Origin of the sequence: Cryobacterium sp. N19 (genome assembly GCF_002929595.1) — a bacterium.
In the GTDB taxonomy this organism is placed as follows: Bacteria; Actinomycetota; Actinomycetes; order Actinomycetales; family Microbacteriaceae; genus Cryobacterium; species Cryobacterium flavum.
This window is the reverse complement of sequence record NZ_PJJR01000042.1, coordinates 1-16,373: the sequence shown is the minus strand read 5'-3', so window position 1 is coordinate 16,373 and position 16,373 is coordinate 1. Positions and strand designations below refer to the sequence as shown.

Below are 16,373 nucleotides of genomic sequence, written 5' to 3'. Positions count from 1 at the left end.
AGCTAGGTTAGGATCACACGCAGCCCGTTCGGGCTCATATCTTCTGGGGGACATCATGGCCAATCTCAACGTGACCTATTCCGACATGACGGATGCCGCTGGTCGGCTGACCTCGGGCAAGGACGACGTCATCACCAAGCTCGGCGAGCTGCAGACGCTCGTGAACAACCTGGTCGGCTCCGGCTTCGTGACCGACTCCGCATCCGGCGCCTTCCAGACCGCCTATGACGCTTTCACCCAGGGCACGACCCTCGCGGTCAACGGCCTTGATGGCATGAGCCAGTTCCTCTCCGCCGCTGCCGACGCACTCAGCAACGCGGACACCGAGCTCGGCAACGCAATCCGCGGCTAAGCATCCGTCGCAGCACAGGTTTGAAAGAGAACTATGTCTGATTTGCTGGTTGATACAACCCTGCTCCGAGACATGGCGAGTGACGTCTCGCTGATTCGAACCGAGTTTGATACAGCGAAGACGACGAGTCAGAATTTAGCGGATGCCGTGGGTCACGCCGGTCTCGCCGACCGCGTGACCGCGTTCGCCAGCAACTGGGATCACCGCCGCAGCGAACCTGCGTGCATTGTCTGGCTGCGAGGGTATGGTCAGCGAGGCTGTGTCGGCTCTCGCTGAGCAGGCTGACGCCGTGGCTGAGCGCATTGAGCGCGCCCAGGAGCGCTATGAGGGTGTCGGCCTGGCGCTGATCAACTATGTGACCCCACTCAGCGAAGCGCAGGCAACGTCGGTGCAGGCGCTGAGCAATGCGAACACGGCCGGTCAGGCCAAAGCGGATGCCTATGCCGCCCAGACCAAATATCAGTATCAACTCTTTGATCCCAGCCTTAGCGCGGAAGACCGCCGCGACTACGAAAAACAGCACGACGACGCTGAGACTGACTGCGCCGACGCGGCCGGCCTGCTCGATGCCGCCGTCGCGCTGCTGCAGACTGCCATCGACCAGCGCGATGTCGCCGCGACCGTCGCCGCCGAGGCCATCTCTGACGTCGAGAACTCCGGCGACCTCAATGACACATTCTGGGACAACGTCGACCAGGTCTTCGACCAGCACGCCGCATTGATCGACAACTTGATTCTTGCGGCGGGGATCCTCGCCGCTGCCTTAGTCCTCGTCGCGCTCGCCATCCCCATCGCCGGGTGGGTGATCGCCGGCGTGGTCATCGCCGTTACGACGGCCACCATTGTGAATGCTGCCGCTCAGACCGCCACCGGGCACAAATCACTCACCGAGGGCATCATCGAGGTCGTTTTTGCGATTCTCCCGCTCGGGATGGGCAAGATCGCCGGAAGGCTGATCAGCCGGCAGGTGACGGCCGTGCACAGTGCCACCGCAGACGCCGCGGCCAACGCGCTCATGAAGAGCAAGGCCGGCCAGGGGATCTCCGGGTACACCAAGGCTGTTGCGAAAGCCGAGATTGATCAGATCGCAGCGAGCACTGCGCCGCGACTGCTCGCCCCTCCCGTAGTCGAATCACGTTCGGTGCCCCGCGCTCTCGCAGAGTGGGACGCAGTGTCCCGCCTCGAGTTGAAGTCCGGCCTCGTCTCCGAAAAGGTCATCGCTGCCGCCCAACCCGGAAAAATGTGGACACTCGGCGGCGCGTGGGCCCTTAACGAATTCGGAGCATCCTTTGCGGAAGAGGGCGTCAAAGCCGTCGCCAAGCCGTCGTACGTCGAAACATTCACGGTTCGGAATGAGGATTGGTGATGAGTCTCGCGCAGATCGAAGAAAAAGCACGTGACCGACTGATCGCCGTGCGCAGTTCGTATGCCCTCGTGGTGACGCTGTTCGTGATGGTCGCTGTTATTCCGCTTGGACTCGCCTTCAACGTGATCATGGTGGTCGTGCTGAAGATTCCCGGGAATATGGAGCCGGGTCCCGGTGTGACTAATGTTGATCGCCTCGCGGGAACTTTGCCATACCCGATACCGGCGTGGACGGCCCTGCTGTGTGCGCTCTCTCTTGCTGCGCTTCTGAAGATCTGCTGGAAGCGGAGTCGGCAACAGATGGTTTCCGCCCCCGGTGCCAAACTCATCTTGCAGATCTCTCCGATGTTCATCGCCCTGCTGTCGATCATCGGCTCCTTTGGGTCCGCAACGTGCGCAATGTACTATCCACCTTCTGACGGATGGTTCTCCTGGTGGTGGGTCAACATCGCGGCTTTCGCCGCGGTGGCCGCGGTCGCCTTCTGGCACGGTAATCGTCGGCCGCAAAAGAAGAAGAAACGTCGTGGCGCCCCACGAAAGCCGCAGAATGCCTGACCTCGTCGACTATCTTCTGGTGCTTCCGCCGGGATGGGCCAGAATTCCCCTGGACGAACGTGCGAGCGCCGCGAGCAGCGCGATAGTGGACCGCGCCGTTGCCAACGCCCCCGCTGACGCCCAGGCCAACGTGCGTCGGTTCGTGACTGCACGACTGCGTGAAGTGGTGCGCGGTGCCCAGATTGTTTCGGGAACCGACCTGTACCTTCCGACGGAACTCATCCACGGTGCGCCGGTACCGCTGTCGATCATCGTGTCAGCCCCCCCAGCTCGCCGCTGGCGAGAACTCGGCGGCAGACGCCCTTCTGGCCTTTGCGGCTCGTGGCGGTGCGACGGCGGTCGAGGTGGGTGGTCGACTCGCCGTACGCCAGGCCGGTGACGTACCCGTCGTCCTCACTGCCAACGGTGAGCTGCAGATTCCCGCATCGCGGCGCATCAGCTACGCCATCGTTCCCCCGACCGGGGATCGATTGCTGGTCGTGACGGGGAGCATGCTGCGGATGGACACACCGGAGGCCGACGATTTGCTGGATGCAGTCGAGCAATTGTTCGACGCGATGGCGCTGACGATCAGGTTCGCTCCGACGGCTGCGCGAGCCGCAGTGGCCGGAATGTCATGAGCATCTTCGTCGACCATCCGGATGACTGGATCGGGGTGCCGACCTTCGGCGTGGACGACCGCTGGCAGCGCCGGGAGGACTGGGCCCGAGAACTGGTCGACGCGATTGCTGACGGCGAGGGCGTTTCTCGTGAACAACGCGACCGCATCGAGAGCGTCTTCGCGATGCTTGCGAAATCCGTGGAGGAGCGCGGGGCCTCAGCATCGTTCCTTCGCCTCGGCGACTGGGACGGCCCGCTCGTTCTGGCGGACCTTCGGGTCGAGTCACGCCGGTCGGCGGGAACGATCTCGGTCGAGGACTATGCCGGCGCAGCGGACCCCGACGCCATCGATCCCCCCGTGGTCGAGCCGTTCGTCACCACGAGCGGCCTGGTGGGAGTTCGGTGCACGCGGTATCTGACCCCGGACACGTCCGTTCCGGGGGTCGTCGCGACCCGGGACTACGCCTGGGAGGTTGGTGAGACCCTGGCGGCGTTGCGCACAGCGACCTACGACCTGATCGAATTCGAAAAGTCCCTGCCGCAGGTCGCTGCCCTTGCCAAGACCGTCTATTCCCAGTGACGCGCACGACTACTTAGCTAGGCACCCCCATTTTGGGGGTGTACCATTTGCCCCAGTGTGTGGCGGGGTCGAGTGTCGCCGTTAAGATTGATCGTGAGACCAGCTGCGTCTTTGCGACACAAAGACGCCACATAGGAACAATGCAGGTCGGGGGAGTAATGGGCAGGCGACTTCCTTCTGCTCCGCCCGTTTTGTCGGGCTACACCTACGTGCGCCCCCTCGGCACCGGTGGATTTGCCGACGTTTTTCTGTTCGAACAGAACATGCCCCGCCGTTCCGTGGCGGTCAAAGTGCTGCTGCAGGACATCGTCGACGCCGACGTACTGCGTTCCTTCAATGCCGAAGCAGACGTCATGGCGCGCCTCAGCTCGCATCCGTCCATTCTCACCGTCTACAACGCGAGCATCTCGGCCGATGGCCGCCCCTACCTGGTTATGGAATTCTGCCCCGGCTCCTATTCATCCCGGGAGCGTACCCAGCCGCTGCCCGTAGCCACCGTGCTCAATATCGCCGTGCGAATTGCCTGCGCCCTCGAGACAGCGCACCGTTCCAAGGTGCTGCACCGCGACATCAAACCGTCCAATATTCTCACCACGACCTTCGGCGGCCCGGTGCTCGGTGACTTCGGCATCGCCGCGTCGCTGGCCAGCGGTGCCCGCGACGAGCTGTTCGCCATGTCGCTGCCGTGGAGCGCTCCGGAGATCGTCGACGAACGCACCACCGGTACGATCGCCACCGAGGTCTGGTCGTTCGGTGCCACGATGTATTCGCTTCTGGCCGAACGGGCGCCGTTCGAACTGCCAGCCGGTTCCAATGGGTCGCGGGTACAGCTGAAACAGCGCATTGGCCGCGCCAAATACACCAGCATCGGGCGAGCGGATGTTCCCGCCTCCTTTGAAAGCGCCCTCGCCCGCATGATGAGTCGCGACCCGGCAGCCCGCCAGGGGAGCATGCTCGAGTGTGCCTACGACCTGCAGCGGGTGGAACGCGACCTCGGCCTGCCCCTCACCGCGCTGGAGGTCGCCGACGAGGCCTGGGCATCCGCTGGTGCGCCGGTGGATTTTGATAACCACGAATCGCGTGGCGCTGTCATCTCGAATGTCTCTATTCCCACCCTTCGCCCCGGCCCGCGGCGCAGTACCCGCCGCCCCGCCTCGCAGACCCGCGAGGGCACCCTGCCGGACTCGAGCGACACGGCTCGCACCCGATTCACCCCGCTCACACTGAGCCTGCTCCTGTCCAGCGCTGTCATCGTCGGGATCGGCGCCACCGTGGGCGTGCTCGTGATCACCGGGCTGCTCTGATGGCCGGCAAACGGACTCGCCGCCGCCTGCCCGTGCTGTCAACGGCTCGTCTCGGCGTCATCCGCATTGCCGCTGTGTGCGCGATCGGCGCGCTGTTGGCCACCGTGGCGATCGTCGTCGATGGTTTCGACGTGAAGCAGACGCCGGTGAACGCGAGTTCGATCTGGGCTTTGCAGAGCGGCGACGGCAACCGGTACGCCCGCGTCAACACCGACCTCGGCGAACTCGACACCGTGAAAACCGTGCCGGCGCCGAGCGAACTGGTGCAAACCGATTCCACCGTGCTGCTCTACGCGCAGAACAACGAGAAGGTCGTCGACGTGAGCCTCGCGGCACCGATCGACCTCGGTGACGACGCCGGCGACTACGACAGCACGCCGGCCGGCACCCGAACCATCGTGTCGTCGGGTTCCTGGGTCGGTTATCTCACGAGCGCCGGAACGGTCTTCGCCGGAACCGTGGGCGCCGCGGAAGCACCGCGCGCGGTCAATCCCTACGCCGACGACGAGATAGCCGAGGGCGACACCCCGCGCGTCTACCGCTCCGACGCCATCGCGATCACACCGGACGGGGTGCTCTACAGCTACTCCAGCGAGGCCGCAAGCGTGCTGCGCTATTCCATCGTCGGCGACAAGATTCGCAATAGTGACGACGTGACCGACGGCCCGGCCGAGCCCGGAAGCCAACTGAGCGTTGTCGGCGACAGCTGGGCGCTGCTCAGCGTGGTCGGCGACGAACTGTGGCTGGCCGGGCAGAACGCTCCGACCCCGACCAACCTCAGCGAACTGGCCGTGCTGCAACGCCCGAGCACCACCGCCGACGACGTGCTCGTCGCCGACCAGACCGGCCTGATCTCCTTCGCGCTCGCCGACGGGGCCCGCACCGAACTGGTCGGCAACTCTGAAACCGTGCTCGGCGCCCCCGCCGCGCCGACCCCTTTTAAAGGAGAACGCTACGCCGCCTGGCTGCCCGCCTCCGGGGTCGGCGGCACCCTGTTCAGCGAGAGCGACGGCGAATCCGCCCTCAGCTACGGCGCAGCAACTCCGACCGGCGACGCCGCCCCCGCCTTTCGCGCCAACGAATCGCTCATGATTCTCAATGACACCCGGAGCGGATGGGTGTGGACCGTTCCGGGCGGCGCCCTGGTCGCCAGTTCCCAGGACTGGACCCTCGCCGCGGCGGAAGAACCCCAGCGCCAGGACGACGTGGAGGAAGCTTCAGAGGTCGTTGAACCCAAAGCACCCATTGCCGTGCCCGACGCCTTCGGTGTGCGCATCGACCAGCTGGTCACGCTGCCGGTACTGCTCAACGACCACGACGCCAACGATGACGTGCTGAGCGTCGTGCCCGCCTCGGTCACCGGCCTCGACCCCGATTTCGGCACCGTCACCGTCACCGATCAGAACCAGGCTCTCGCCGTGCAGGTGGCTCCCGGCGCTCGTGGCTCTGCAACGTTCAACTACGCCATCACCGACGGATCGCGCGCCGACGGCCTCGACTCCGCGCCGACCACGGTCACCCTCACCGTGCACGGCGACGAGATCAATTCGGCCCCGGTCTGGTGCGGCACCGACGGCTGCCTGCAGGACTGGCCGAGCCCCGAGGTACAGCCCGGCGGCACCGTGACCATTCCGGTGCTGCCCGGCTGGGTCGATCCCGACGGCGATCCGATCTTCGTCGCATCCGCTCTGAACACCACCGCTATCGGCTCGGTCAGCGTGACGCCAGCCGGCGTGCTCGTCTACAAGCACCCGAACGCGGCCGAACAGGCCGCCCAGTCGGCCACGATTCTGGTGCGCGTCTCGGACATTCACGACGCTTCGACCGAGAAGGTGCTCACGATCGTGGTCACGCCCACGCCACGGCTCACCGTTGAACCGTTCGCACTGCTCGCTTCGGTGAACGAGCGCCTCACGGTGAACCCCGCCGAGTACATTTCGGGCGCTGCCGGGCTGTACCGCATCACGTCGGCGACGACACCGTCGAGCACCGAGGGCGGGGCCGTGAGCATCACGGCGAACGGTACTGCCTTCGACTTTTCCGCGACCGTCGTCGGTAACTACACCGTCAGTCTCACCATCGCCGACGACGTGAGCGAGGTCGTCACGCTCGCGCGCATTTCGGTGGTGTCAGCGGATGCCCAGGCACTCACGACCTCCCCCGTGACCGTTTTCGTGCGGCCCAAGGCCGACACCAGCGTTGACGTCTTCACCGCCGTCTCCAACCCGGCCGGCCGGGTGCTGCTGCTCGGCGAAGCCATCCCGGAGACCGTTCTGGGCGCCTCGCTCAGCGTCGATGTCGTCGGGCAGAACATTCTGCGCGTACGCGGTTCCACCGCTGACGAACGACCGGGCAAGCTCGGCACCGTGCGTTACACGGTGTCGGACGGCACCGAAAACCCGCTGTACACCGTGCGCGGTGAGGCCACCGTCTACCTGCTTTCGGCATCCGTTCCGCAGACGCCGATCGCCATGAACGACAGCGTCTCGGTGCGCGTTGGCGCCCAGATCGACATCCCGGTGCTCGCCAACGATGTGGCCCCCGACGGCAACATCGTGATGCTCAACGCCGAATCGGTGCAGAACCGCAGTGACCGTGGCCTCGCTTTCGCGGCCGGCGCCGAGCTGCGCTACCTCGCCCCCGACGAACCGGGCAGCTACGAGGTGGCCTACAGCGTCTACACCGCCGGCTCGCCGGAACTCATCGACTCGGCCGTGGTCTCGGTCGAGGTGCTCGCCGACGGGGAGAACACGGCGCCCCAGCCGCACACCCTCTACGGTCGGGTGCTGTCGGGCGAGACCATCGAGATTCCCTTTGACAGTTTCGGTACCGACCCCGACGGTGACACCGTCGTGCTCGACCGGGTGCTCACCCAGCCGGCCCGCGGAACGGCCTCGCTCAACGCCACCGGCGACGCCGTCGTCTATTCCAGCCCCCGCGACTATCACGGCGCCATCGAATTTCAGTACCGCGTACGCGACACCGCCGGAACCACCGGCGTCGCCCTCGTGCGCATCGGCGTACTTGACCAGCGCTCCAATCCGAGCCCGATCACCTTCAGCGACTACGTCGAGGTGCAGGCCGGGCCCGACAACCAGGTCGTCGTTTTTCCCGCCGCCAACGACATCGAACCCGGCGGCGGCAGCCTCACCCTGAGCCAGGTCACCCCCGACGCCGCGGCTGGCACCGCTGAGTACGACGCGCTGGCTGGGCGCATCGACTCCGTCACCGACGCGCGCGTGGTGTTCACGGCCGGCGACGAGCCGGGCCTGCTCACCTTCGTCTACTCGGTGACCAACGCCAACGACGACGTCGGCCAGGGACTCATCGTGGTCAAGGTGGTGCGCACCTCGGTTCCCGACTACCCGGTCGTGATCGATACCACCCTGACCCTCGACGAACGAGACGGGTTTCCCAAGGGCATCGACGTGGTCACCGACAAGGTGTCCTGGAACTCCGGGGATGTCTCCGATCTCACCCTGACCCTGTGGGGAAACCACCCCGGCCTTGACGTGTCGGGCTGGAAGATCCGCGGCGACGTCCCCGACGAGGGACTACTCGCCCCGTTCGCCCTGACCGGCCCGAATTTTCAGGGTATCGAGGTGACCACCTACGGGTTCCTGCGCATTCCGGCCAAGGATGCGATCATCATCGCGCTCAAGAAGGGGAACGTCGACCAAAACGTGCGGGAAGATGCCTCGGTCAGTTTCGATCTGACGAGCCTCGTGTCGATTCCCGCCGGGACCACGCTGGAACTGCAGCGCACGGGCATCCGTTCGTCGGGGGAGCGCGGCAAGGCGACCTGCACCTTCGACTCCGGCACGACGGTCACCTACACGGCCGGTTCCGATGCGCCCTGGACCGACTCCTGCACGGTGCCGGCACGCATCGATGGACAGGAGGACTACACGCAGCTGGTCGTACCCATCGTGGTCGAGCCGCTCGACCCCCAGCCGGAACTGCGCCCGGCCGCGCTGACCGAGAGCCCGGGAGCCGACGCCGTTCGCTACGACCTCAGCCACATGGTCGAGTGGCAGGGCAAGGGCGACGTGCCGGCGCTGACCTTTGCGATCGAGTTCTCCTCCGACCAGTTCACCGTCACGCAGGACGGCTCGATTCTCACGATCTCTGTCGCCGACAACGCCGTGGCCGGCCGGGAGGCGGCGGTCACCGTGAGCCTGTCGAGCCACCGCGAGGCGATTCCGGCGGTGCTCGCGCTCAAGGTAGGCCCGGCACCGAGCGAACTGCCCAAGGGCGGCACCGTCGCGACGACCTGCACCCAGTCGTCGGGATCGAGCTGCTCGATTGCCGTCGTCGGCACCCCCGGCGAGGTCAACCTGTACCGCGGAACACCGCTTGAATTGGTCTCGGTCACCGCCCCGAGCACCTGCGTTGGGGTGTCGTTCTCGGTCGAGAATTCCAAGAATGTTCGAGCCAGCTGGTCGGGCGACACCGCCGGCGGTGTCTGTGAGGCGAGTTTTGTGGTGCGCGACGCGCAGGGCAAGCTCAGCGCCGGCACCCGCAATGGGTCGATCACGGTTGACCTGCAGGGCTACCCGAAAGCGCCGAACGCCGTGGCCCAAATCGCCTACGACGACCGGTCGGTGACTCTCTCGGTGAGCCCCGGCGGCGCTAACGCGGCCTACCCGGCCCTCGAAGGCTTCAACCTGTACCGCAACGGCGCTTCGGTGGCGAGGTGCGACACGTCGGGCGACTGCGGCAACATCACGACGTCGGCGAACGGTGACAAAGCTGACTACGAGGCCAAAGCCTTCAATGCGGTCGGGGAATCGCGCACCGCGGTGAGAGTGACGGCCTGGTCGTATGACACTCCGGGCATGGGCACACTCACTGCGGAGCCGGTCTTCGACGAACGAACGACGACGGCGCAGGGCGTTGTGACGGTGACGATCGAGAACGACGACCCGTCAACCAACCGTTACAGCGTAAACGGTACCGAAGAACCCGTCGCCGTTCCCGGCGTGGGGACGACAGAATTCAGCCGCACGCTGCCCGTCGGCGAGCAGACGATCACTGTCACCCCGCTCAGCAAGGATGACCAGCCGGCGGGCAGCGGGCCCACCAACCGTTCGGTCGATCAGACGGTGACTGTAGCGGGAAGTCCCTCGATCACGGCTGGCACCCTAACCTCCGAGAACACCTCGATCACGGTGTCGGGCACCGAGCCAAACAAGAACTTCAGCGCAGAGCCCGAACACATTCTGTACGTGGCATCAACCACGCCGGATCCTGTCTGCACGTTCACTCGCGCGGCAATCACTTCGGCCGGCAACCGCACCTCACCGGACTCCACGATCGGTGGCCTTACCAAGCACACCAGGTACTACGTGACGGTCTGCTATTCCAACGGATACGGCGAGGCGGTGGGCAGCGCGGGCTCCGTCACAACGTGGGTGAAGCCCTCCGCTCCGGGCGACGGCTCGTACACCTACGGTATGGCGACGCCAGCTAACGGACAGAGCACTGGCCAGTACCTGCTCACGACGCCCACGTCGAAGGCAACCGTTCCCGATGATTTCGTGGTCGACTTCGATGCCTACGACGTTTCGACCGGCTCGACCGTCTTCGGCGCCGACCCGGGCATCACGGTGCGGTACTGCACCGACAACGATGACTCGCTCTGCAGCGACTGGTCGGCGGTCAAGGCAGCGGATTCCGGTCAGGCGTGGCAAGTCAAGTACGAGGTCACCGCGCTCACCAACACAGGGTGCGTCATCGGCGGCACCCTGAAGGTCGCAGTAGACGCCACCTCGGTCGGACTCGCTGAGGGAACTGTGACGAGCGCCCAGTACGACGTGTCCGACGGAAACGGCGGACGCACGTGGGCTTCCCGCGACGGAGCAGCGGTTCCCGCCGACGCGACCCAGACCAGAAACGTGAACTGGACCATCGCCTGGACCGCAGCCGCAACCAAGAACCTCCCCGCCGTCTCCGGTACCCTCGCTGGCCCCTTCGGCTGTAGCGCAGCATCCGCTCCCACCAACTAATCTTCGCCCCACTGAAAGAGCCACACACATGACAATCACGACGGAGCAGTCAGACTGGTTTTCCGCGACCTTCGCGATGATGGTCGACAATGTGGAGCAGGTCGTTCTCGGCAAGCGCCACGTGATCGAACTCGCCTTCACCGCGATGGTCAGCGAGGGCCACCTGCTGCTCGAGGACTACCCGGGTACCGGCAAGACCTCGCTCGCCCGCGCCATGTCGCAGACCGTGCAGGGAGTCTCCACGCGCATCCAGTTCACCCCGGACCTGCTGCCCGGCGACGTCACCGGCATCACCGTCTACGACCAGAAGACCGGCGAGTTCGAGTTTCACAGCGGACCGATCTTCGCCAACGTCGTGCTCGCCGACGAGATCAACCGCGCCAGCCCGAAGACCCAGTCCGCGCTGCTCGAAGCGATGGAAGAGGGCAACGTGACCATCGACGGCGTCACCCGCTCAACCGGTGTGCCGTTCCTCGTGATCGCCACCCAGAACCCGATCGAGCAGGCCGGCACCTACCGGCTGCCCGAAGCGCAGCTCGACCGGTTCATGATGAAGGCGTCGCTCGGCTACCCCGACCTCGCCTCGACCATTCGCATTCTCGAGGGCACCGCCGACGTGCGCCACGAACTCGCCCCGGTGATCACCCCGCAGGCGCTCGTGAGCATGAGCGACATCGCCCGCGGAGTGTTCGTGAACCCCCTGGTCTACGACTACATCGGCCGTCTGGTCGGGGCCACCCGGGATGCCCGCCAGGTGCGCATGGGCGTCAGCGTGCGTGGCGCCCGCGCCCTCACCAAGGCCGCCAAAACCTGGGCCGTCGCCCACGGCCGCACCTTCGTGACCCCCGACGACGTCAAGGCCCTCGCCGACCAGGTGCTCGCGCACCGCATGGTGCTCGACCCGGAGGCCGAGTTCGACGGCGTCACCGCGAGCGCCGTCATCGGCCAGATTCTGCTCGACGTCGTACCGCCCAGTCGGAGTGACCTGGCGTGAGCTTCCACACCGAATCGCGGCGCTCCCAGACCTCAAATCTGGCGCGAACCAGCACCCAGACCAGGTCTGCAACGCACACCCGGTACAGCACCACGCGCACGAACCAGTCAACAACGTTGACCCTCGTGGGCGCCGTCGTGCTCTGGATGCGGGTTTCGCGAATTGTGCGAAACGGTGCGCGGGTATCCGTCGAATGGGTGGGCGAAACGGTCACGCCGGCCGGCTGGGTCGTCGTCGCCACGGCGATCGTGCTGCTGCCGCTCGGCCTCGTTTTCGGCTGGACCGAACTGATCGTCACCGGCTGTGTGGCGGTCGCCCTCATTCTCATCTCCCTGCCCTTTCTGGCCGGCGGGCGCGCCTACAGCGTCGACTTCGTGCTGCCGGTCGACCGGGTGGTGGCCGGCTCCGAGGTTTTGGGCACCCTCACCGTCACCAACGTGTCCAAACGGCTCGAGCTGCCGGGTCGCGTCGACGTTCCCATTGGCAAAGGCCTGGCGGATGTCTACGTGCCGCTCCTCCGCAGCGGTCAGGTTCACGAAGAGCACGTTCGCGTGCCGGCCTACCGCCGCGGTGTGATTGACGTGGGCCCGGTCACGACCGTGCGCAGCGACCCGCTCGGTGTGCTCGGCCGTGAAGTGGCCTGGGCCGACGTCAACCGCCTGTTCGTGCATCCGGTGACCGTATCGATTCCGAGCACGAGCGCCGGGTTCGTGCGCGACCTCGAGGGCAACCCCACGAGTGACATCGTCGACTCCGACATCTCCTTTCACGCCATTCGCGAGTACGCGCCGGGTGACGGGCAGCGGCACATTCACTGGAAATCCACCGCGAAGACCGGCAAGCTCATGGTGCGCCAGTTCGAAGAAAGCCGCCGCTCCCGCCTGGCCATCGTCTTGAGCCTCAACGATGCCGAATACGCGTCGGAGGACGAGTTCGAGATGGCGGTCAGCGCCGCCGGTTCGCTCGGCGTGCGCGCCATTCGCGACGGCCGCGATTTGGCCGTCGTAGCGAGCGAGGAAATCCCCGATATCGTGCGGAAGAGCATCCGTTCGGTACGCAGCCTGAGCGTCGTGTCGACGCGCACTCTGCTCGACGACCTCACCGCCATCGAAACCAGCTCGCACGCGATGCACATCGAAGACGTCTGCGTGCTCGCAGCGCAGGTCGTGCCCGACATCTCCATCGCCTTCGTGATTTGCGGTTCGGCGATGACCGCTCGGCGTCTGCAGGCTCTCACCCTCAAATTTGCCGGCAACGTGCAGGTCGTCGCCGTATTGTGCAACCCCAACGAACAGCCGAGCTTTCGTGACCTGGCCGGCACCAGCGTGCTGACCATCGGTGTGCTCGACGACTTGCAATCCCTGCTGAGTCGACGAGCAGCATGAGCGCGCCCGAAGTTCAGCCCATGCGACCTGCGACCGGTGCCGTGCCGACCACCCGCCCGCGCCGTGGGCCGGTCCCACGCCGGCGTGCCTGGGTGATCAACGCCGTGTTCATCGTGGCGATGATGCTCGTTGCCGTGTGGGCGGCCTGGCCGATCTACCAGGACGTGAGCTACCTGATCATGGCGGCCGGAGCGATTCTCACCGGCCTGGCTCTGGCCTGGCTCGGCGCCCGTCGAGGCTGGAGCTGGTTCACCGTGCTGCTGACCGTGCTGGGCGCTTACCTGCTGCTCGGCGTACCGCTCGCGGCGCCGACCGCCCTCACGAGTGTGCCGAACGCCGTCGGCGGGCTGCTCGACCTGGTGACCGCGACGGTCTTCAGCTGGAAAGAACTCGTCACCATCCAACTGCCGGTCGGCTCCTATCAGTCGCTGCTCGCCCCCGCCTTTCTGCTGTTTCTCGGCGGCACCACTGTGGCACTCTCGCTGGCCTGGCGCGGCGGCCGGCTCATGGCCCTGGCCGTGCCGCTGATCTTTGCCGTGCAACTGTTCGGCCTCGTCTTCGGGTCGAGTGCCGTGAGCGTTCCGCTGACTTTTTTTAGTGTGAGTTTGCCAGCACCACGCGAAAGCCTGATCGGCCTGGCCGCCCTGCTGCTGGCCTTCGGCTTTCTGGCCTGGCGCACCCACCTCGCCCGCAGCGAGGCACTCGACCTGGCTGCCCGCACCACCGGGGTGCGGCGCACTCCCGGCGGCCTCGGCGGTCGCCTGCGCCGGGCCATTCTCGCCGGCGGGGTGCTCGTTCTCGCCATCGGCGTCACCCTCGGCGGGCTGTCGGCCGTTGCCGCGACGCCGACCCGTGAGGTGCTGCGGAGCAGCATCGACCCGGCCGTCGAACTGCGCGAATACGTCAGCCCGCTCAGCCAGTACCGCAGCTATTTCAGCGCCGAGCAGTACGACGCCGAGCTGTTCACGCTATCCGGCCCGGCCATCGACGACGGCACCGACTCCCGCGTGCGCCTCGCCGTGCTCAGCTACTACGACGGAGAAGTCTTTCGGGTCGTCGACCCCGCCGCGGGCGAGAGCGACCAGGCCACCGCCTTCGCCCGGGTGCCGCACGCGCGCGGGGCGAGCGCGGACAGCGTCACGACCCGGTTCGACATTGCCGGCTACAGCGGCGTCTGGATGCCGGGGGCCGGCGCGCTGTCGAGCATCCGCTTTGCCGGTGATCGCGCGGCTGACCTGAGCGACGGCTTTTTCTACAACGCGGGTACGGCATCCGGAATTCAACTCAAAGCCCTCGAGCGCGGCGACCGCTACACGATCGTCTCCGACTCACAAGCGGATGCGACGGACCTCGCCTCTCTCGCCAGCCCGGCCGGTGACGCGATCGATGAAACGCTGATTCCGCAGAGCCTGGTCGACTGGGTCGACGCCCAGGCCGTCACACGCGATGGCACCGGCCTGGCCGAACTCGTCACCCGCCTGCGCGAGCGCGGCTACCTCAGCCACTCCCTGACCGTGCCGGCGGTGGACTCCTGGACCGCCGACCTCGGCGACTACCAGTTCTCGCCGAGCTTGTCCGGACACTCGGTCGCCCGCATCGACGCTCTCTTCACCGCGCTGCTGGAGAAGCAGAACAGCACGACCGCCACCGAGAATTCCCAGCTTGTGGCAGCTATCGGCGACGACGAACAGTTCGCCGTCGCTACCGCACTGCTCGCTCGTCACCTCGGCTTTGAGTCCCGCGTGGTGCTCGGATTCACCCTGGGATCCGGCGCTGATTCGGGCGCACCCGGGGCGTGCCGGGGCGGAGTCTGCTCGGGCCAGAACCTCGCGGCCTGGGTCGAAGTGGCCAGCGGCGACGGCGGCTGGATCACCCTGGACGCGACCCCGCAGTTTCAGAACCCGCTGTCACCCATCGACGACACGACCCGCGACCCGCAATACAATACCGAGGTCATCGCCGAAGGTGCAACCGAGCAGCGCGCGCCCGAGGCGAACCCGACCAACGGTGAAGACCAGCCGGAGCAGGACCCGGTCACCGGCACCGATCTGGCCTGGCTGTTCGCGATCCTGAAGGTCGGCGGCATCAGCCTGGCCGCGCTGCTCGCGATCAGCACCCCGTTCCTGGTCATTCTCGGTGCCAAATTCAAGCGTCGACGTGACCGGGCCCGCGCGGCCGACGTATCGGCCAGGTTCGCGGGCGGCTGGGACGAATACATCGACGCCGCCGTCGACCGCGGTTTCAGCGACCAGGGCAGCATGACCCGGGTCGAGACCGCCTCGTACTACGAATCGGCGGGCGGTGCCCAGCTTGCGACCCTCGCCGACCGGGCTGTCTTCGGGCCGGTGTCACCTCAGGTCGACGAGAGCGACGCCTTCTGGGCGCTCGTCACGGCCGAACGCGCCGGCCTCGCTGCCAGTGGAACCCGGCGGCAACGCCTGCGCGCAGCCATCTCGCTGCGCTCCTTTTCTCGACTGGCGGATGCCCGCCACCTGTTCACTTTTTGCCGACGCTCAGCTCGATACGACGTCATCACCGTTCGCCCGAACCGGCGCGACACCAGCAGATTGGGGGAGCGGCCGCCGATCAGCGGCCGTGAAGCATAAATGGATGAATCATCTGGAGCGGCGATAGCCGTAGTTGTGGTGGCCGTGCTGCTCGGCCTCGGCCTGTATGTGTTCTCGTCGATCGCCCTCGGCAAGGTCTTTCTGAAACTCGGCGAGCAGGCTTGGAAGGCCTGGGTGCCGATCGTCAACACCATCACCCTGCTTGAGCTCGGTCGGTATTCGGCCCTGTGGGTGATTGGCATGTTCATTCCGGCCGCGAACCTGGTAGCCCTCGTCGTGTTCATCATGGCGGTCAACAACGTCAACCGACGTCTGGGGCACGGCGGCGGGTTCACCCTGCTCTACCTGATCTCCTTTCCCATCTGGGCCGGCGTGCTCGGGTTCGGAAAGTCGGTCGACACCGGCTGGATGCCGGGCATAGCCGCGACCGGATACGTACCGTTCGCCCCCGTGACGCTGCTGTCACTGGCGCCGGCACAGCCGGCCGTTCCCACGCCGGTCGGCCACAACGCTGCACCTTCGATGCCGCTGGCCTCCATGCCGCCGGCGCCCCCTGCACCGGCGGCTCAGTTTGCCGGACCACCACTGCCACCCTCCCCGCCCGCAGCGTTTGCGGCGACCGCCCCACCGGCCCCACCGGCCCCGCCGGCCCCGCCGGCCCCG

At 66.2% G+C, this 16,373-nt stretch carries 12 protein-coding genes; all 12 read left to right on the top strand.

All coding sequences use genetic code 11. From position 1 onward, the window contains the following. The first annotated feature begins 55 nt into the window (after positions 1–55). Positions 56–352, top strand: coding sequence for a WXG100 family type VII secretion target (locus tag CXY78_RS02400; RefSeq protein WP_092341660.1), 297 nt, complete (start codon positions 56–58; stop codon positions 350–352). Positions 353–385: 33 nt separating this feature from the next. After that, the gene (locus CXY78_RS21440; protein WP_092341659.1) at positions 386–628 is read left to right on the top strand and encodes a hypothetical protein; all 243 of its coding nucleotides are present in this window, start codon (positions 386–388) and stop codon (positions 626–628) included. A gap of 13 nt (positions 629–641) precedes the next feature. After that, entirely contained in the window at positions 642–1,718 is a 1,077-nt protein-coding gene (locus CXY78_RS20935) for a hypothetical protein (RefSeq protein WP_158252742.1), read from the top strand. Further along, positions 1,718–2,272, top strand: coding sequence for a hypothetical protein (locus CXY78_RS02385; RefSeq protein WP_104087876.1), 555 nt, complete (start codon positions 1,718–1,720; stop codon positions 2,270–2,272). The genes CXY78_RS20935 and CXY78_RS02385 overlap by 1 nt, the downstream gene beginning before the upstream one ends. Positions 2,273–2,616: 344 nt before the next feature. Beyond that, positions 2,617–2,892, top strand: a complete 276-nt coding sequence (locus CXY78_RS02375; protein ID WP_104087873.1) for a hypothetical protein — start codon at positions 2,617–2,619, stop codon at positions 2,890–2,892. Further along, positions 2,889–3,452, top strand: a complete 564-nt coding sequence (locus CXY78_RS02370) for a hypothetical protein (protein ID WP_104087872.1) — start codon at positions 2,889–2,891, stop codon at positions 3,450–3,452. The genes CXY78_RS02375 and CXY78_RS02370 overlap by 4 nt, the downstream gene beginning before the upstream one ends. Before the next feature lie 158 nt (positions 3,453–3,610). Beyond that, complete coding sequence (locus CXY78_RS02365; RefSeq protein WP_104087871.1) at positions 3,611–4,756, top strand: serine/threonine-protein kinase; 1,146 nt, start codon at positions 3,611–3,613, stop codon at positions 4,754–4,756. Then, positions 4,756–10,764 carry an Ig-like domain-containing protein gene (locus tag CXY78_RS02360; RefSeq protein WP_104087869.1) on the top strand — a complete coding sequence of 2,003 codons (6,009 nt, stop codon included), beginning with the start codon at positions 4,756–4,758 and terminating at the stop codon, positions 10,762–10,764. Before CXY78_RS02365 ends, CXY78_RS02360 begins: the two co-directional genes overlap by 1 nt. 28 nt (positions 10,765–10,792) lie before the next feature. Continuing rightward, positions 10,793–11,758 (top strand): MoxR family ATPase, encoded by a 966-nt coding sequence (locus CXY78_RS02355; protein WP_104087868.1) that lies wholly within the window; start codon positions 10,793–10,795, stop codon positions 11,756–11,758. Continuing rightward, positions 11,755–13,143, top strand: a complete 1,389-nt coding sequence (locus CXY78_RS02350) for a DUF58 domain-containing protein (RefSeq protein WP_092341652.1) — start codon at positions 11,755–11,757, stop codon at positions 13,141–13,143. Before CXY78_RS02355 ends, CXY78_RS02350 begins: the two co-directional genes overlap by 4 nt. Beyond that, positions 13,140–15,749 (top strand): transglutaminase domain-containing protein, encoded by a 2,610-nt coding sequence (locus CXY78_RS02345; protein ID WP_104087866.1) that lies wholly within the window; start codon positions 13,140–13,142, stop codon positions 15,747–15,749. Before CXY78_RS02350 ends, CXY78_RS02345 begins: the two co-directional genes overlap by 4 nt. Continuing rightward, a partial coding sequence (locus CXY78_RS20930) for a DUF5684 domain-containing protein (protein WP_233206060.1) occupies positions 15,750–16,373 on the top strand: 624 nt, incomplete at its 3' end.

Excerpts from the sequence above, each read along its gene's own strand:
- CXY78_RS02400 (WP_092341660.1), top strand. The coding sequence starts at position 56 with ATGGCCAATCTCAACGTGACCTATTCCGACATGACGGATGCCGCTGGT.
- CXY78_RS21440 (WP_092341659.1), top strand. The coding sequence starts at position 386 with ATGTCTGATTTGCTGGTTGATACAACCCTGCTCCGAGACATGGCGAGT.
- CXY78_RS02385 (WP_104087876.1), top strand. The coding sequence starts at position 1,718 with ATGAGTCTCGCGCAGATCGAAGAAAAAGCACGTGACCGACTGATCGCC.
- CXY78_RS02370 (WP_104087872.1), top strand. The coding sequence starts at position 2,889 with ATGAGCATCTTCGTCGACCATCCGGATGACTGGATCGGGGTGCCGACC.
- CXY78_RS02365 (WP_104087871.1), top strand. The coding sequence starts at position 3,611 with ATGGGCAGGCGACTTCCTTCTGCTCCGCCCGTTTTGTCGGGCTACACC.
- CXY78_RS02360 (WP_104087869.1), top strand. The coding sequence starts at position 4,756 with ATGGCCGGCAAACGGACTCGCCGCCGCCTGCCCGTGCTGTCAACGGCT.
- CXY78_RS02355 (WP_104087868.1), top strand. The coding sequence starts at position 10,793 with ATGACAATCACGACGGAGCAGTCAGACTGGTTTTCCGCGACCTTCGCG.
- CXY78_RS02345 (WP_104087866.1), top strand. The coding sequence starts at position 13,140 with ATGAGCGCGCCCGAAGTTCAGCCCATGCGACCTGCGACCGGTGCCGTG.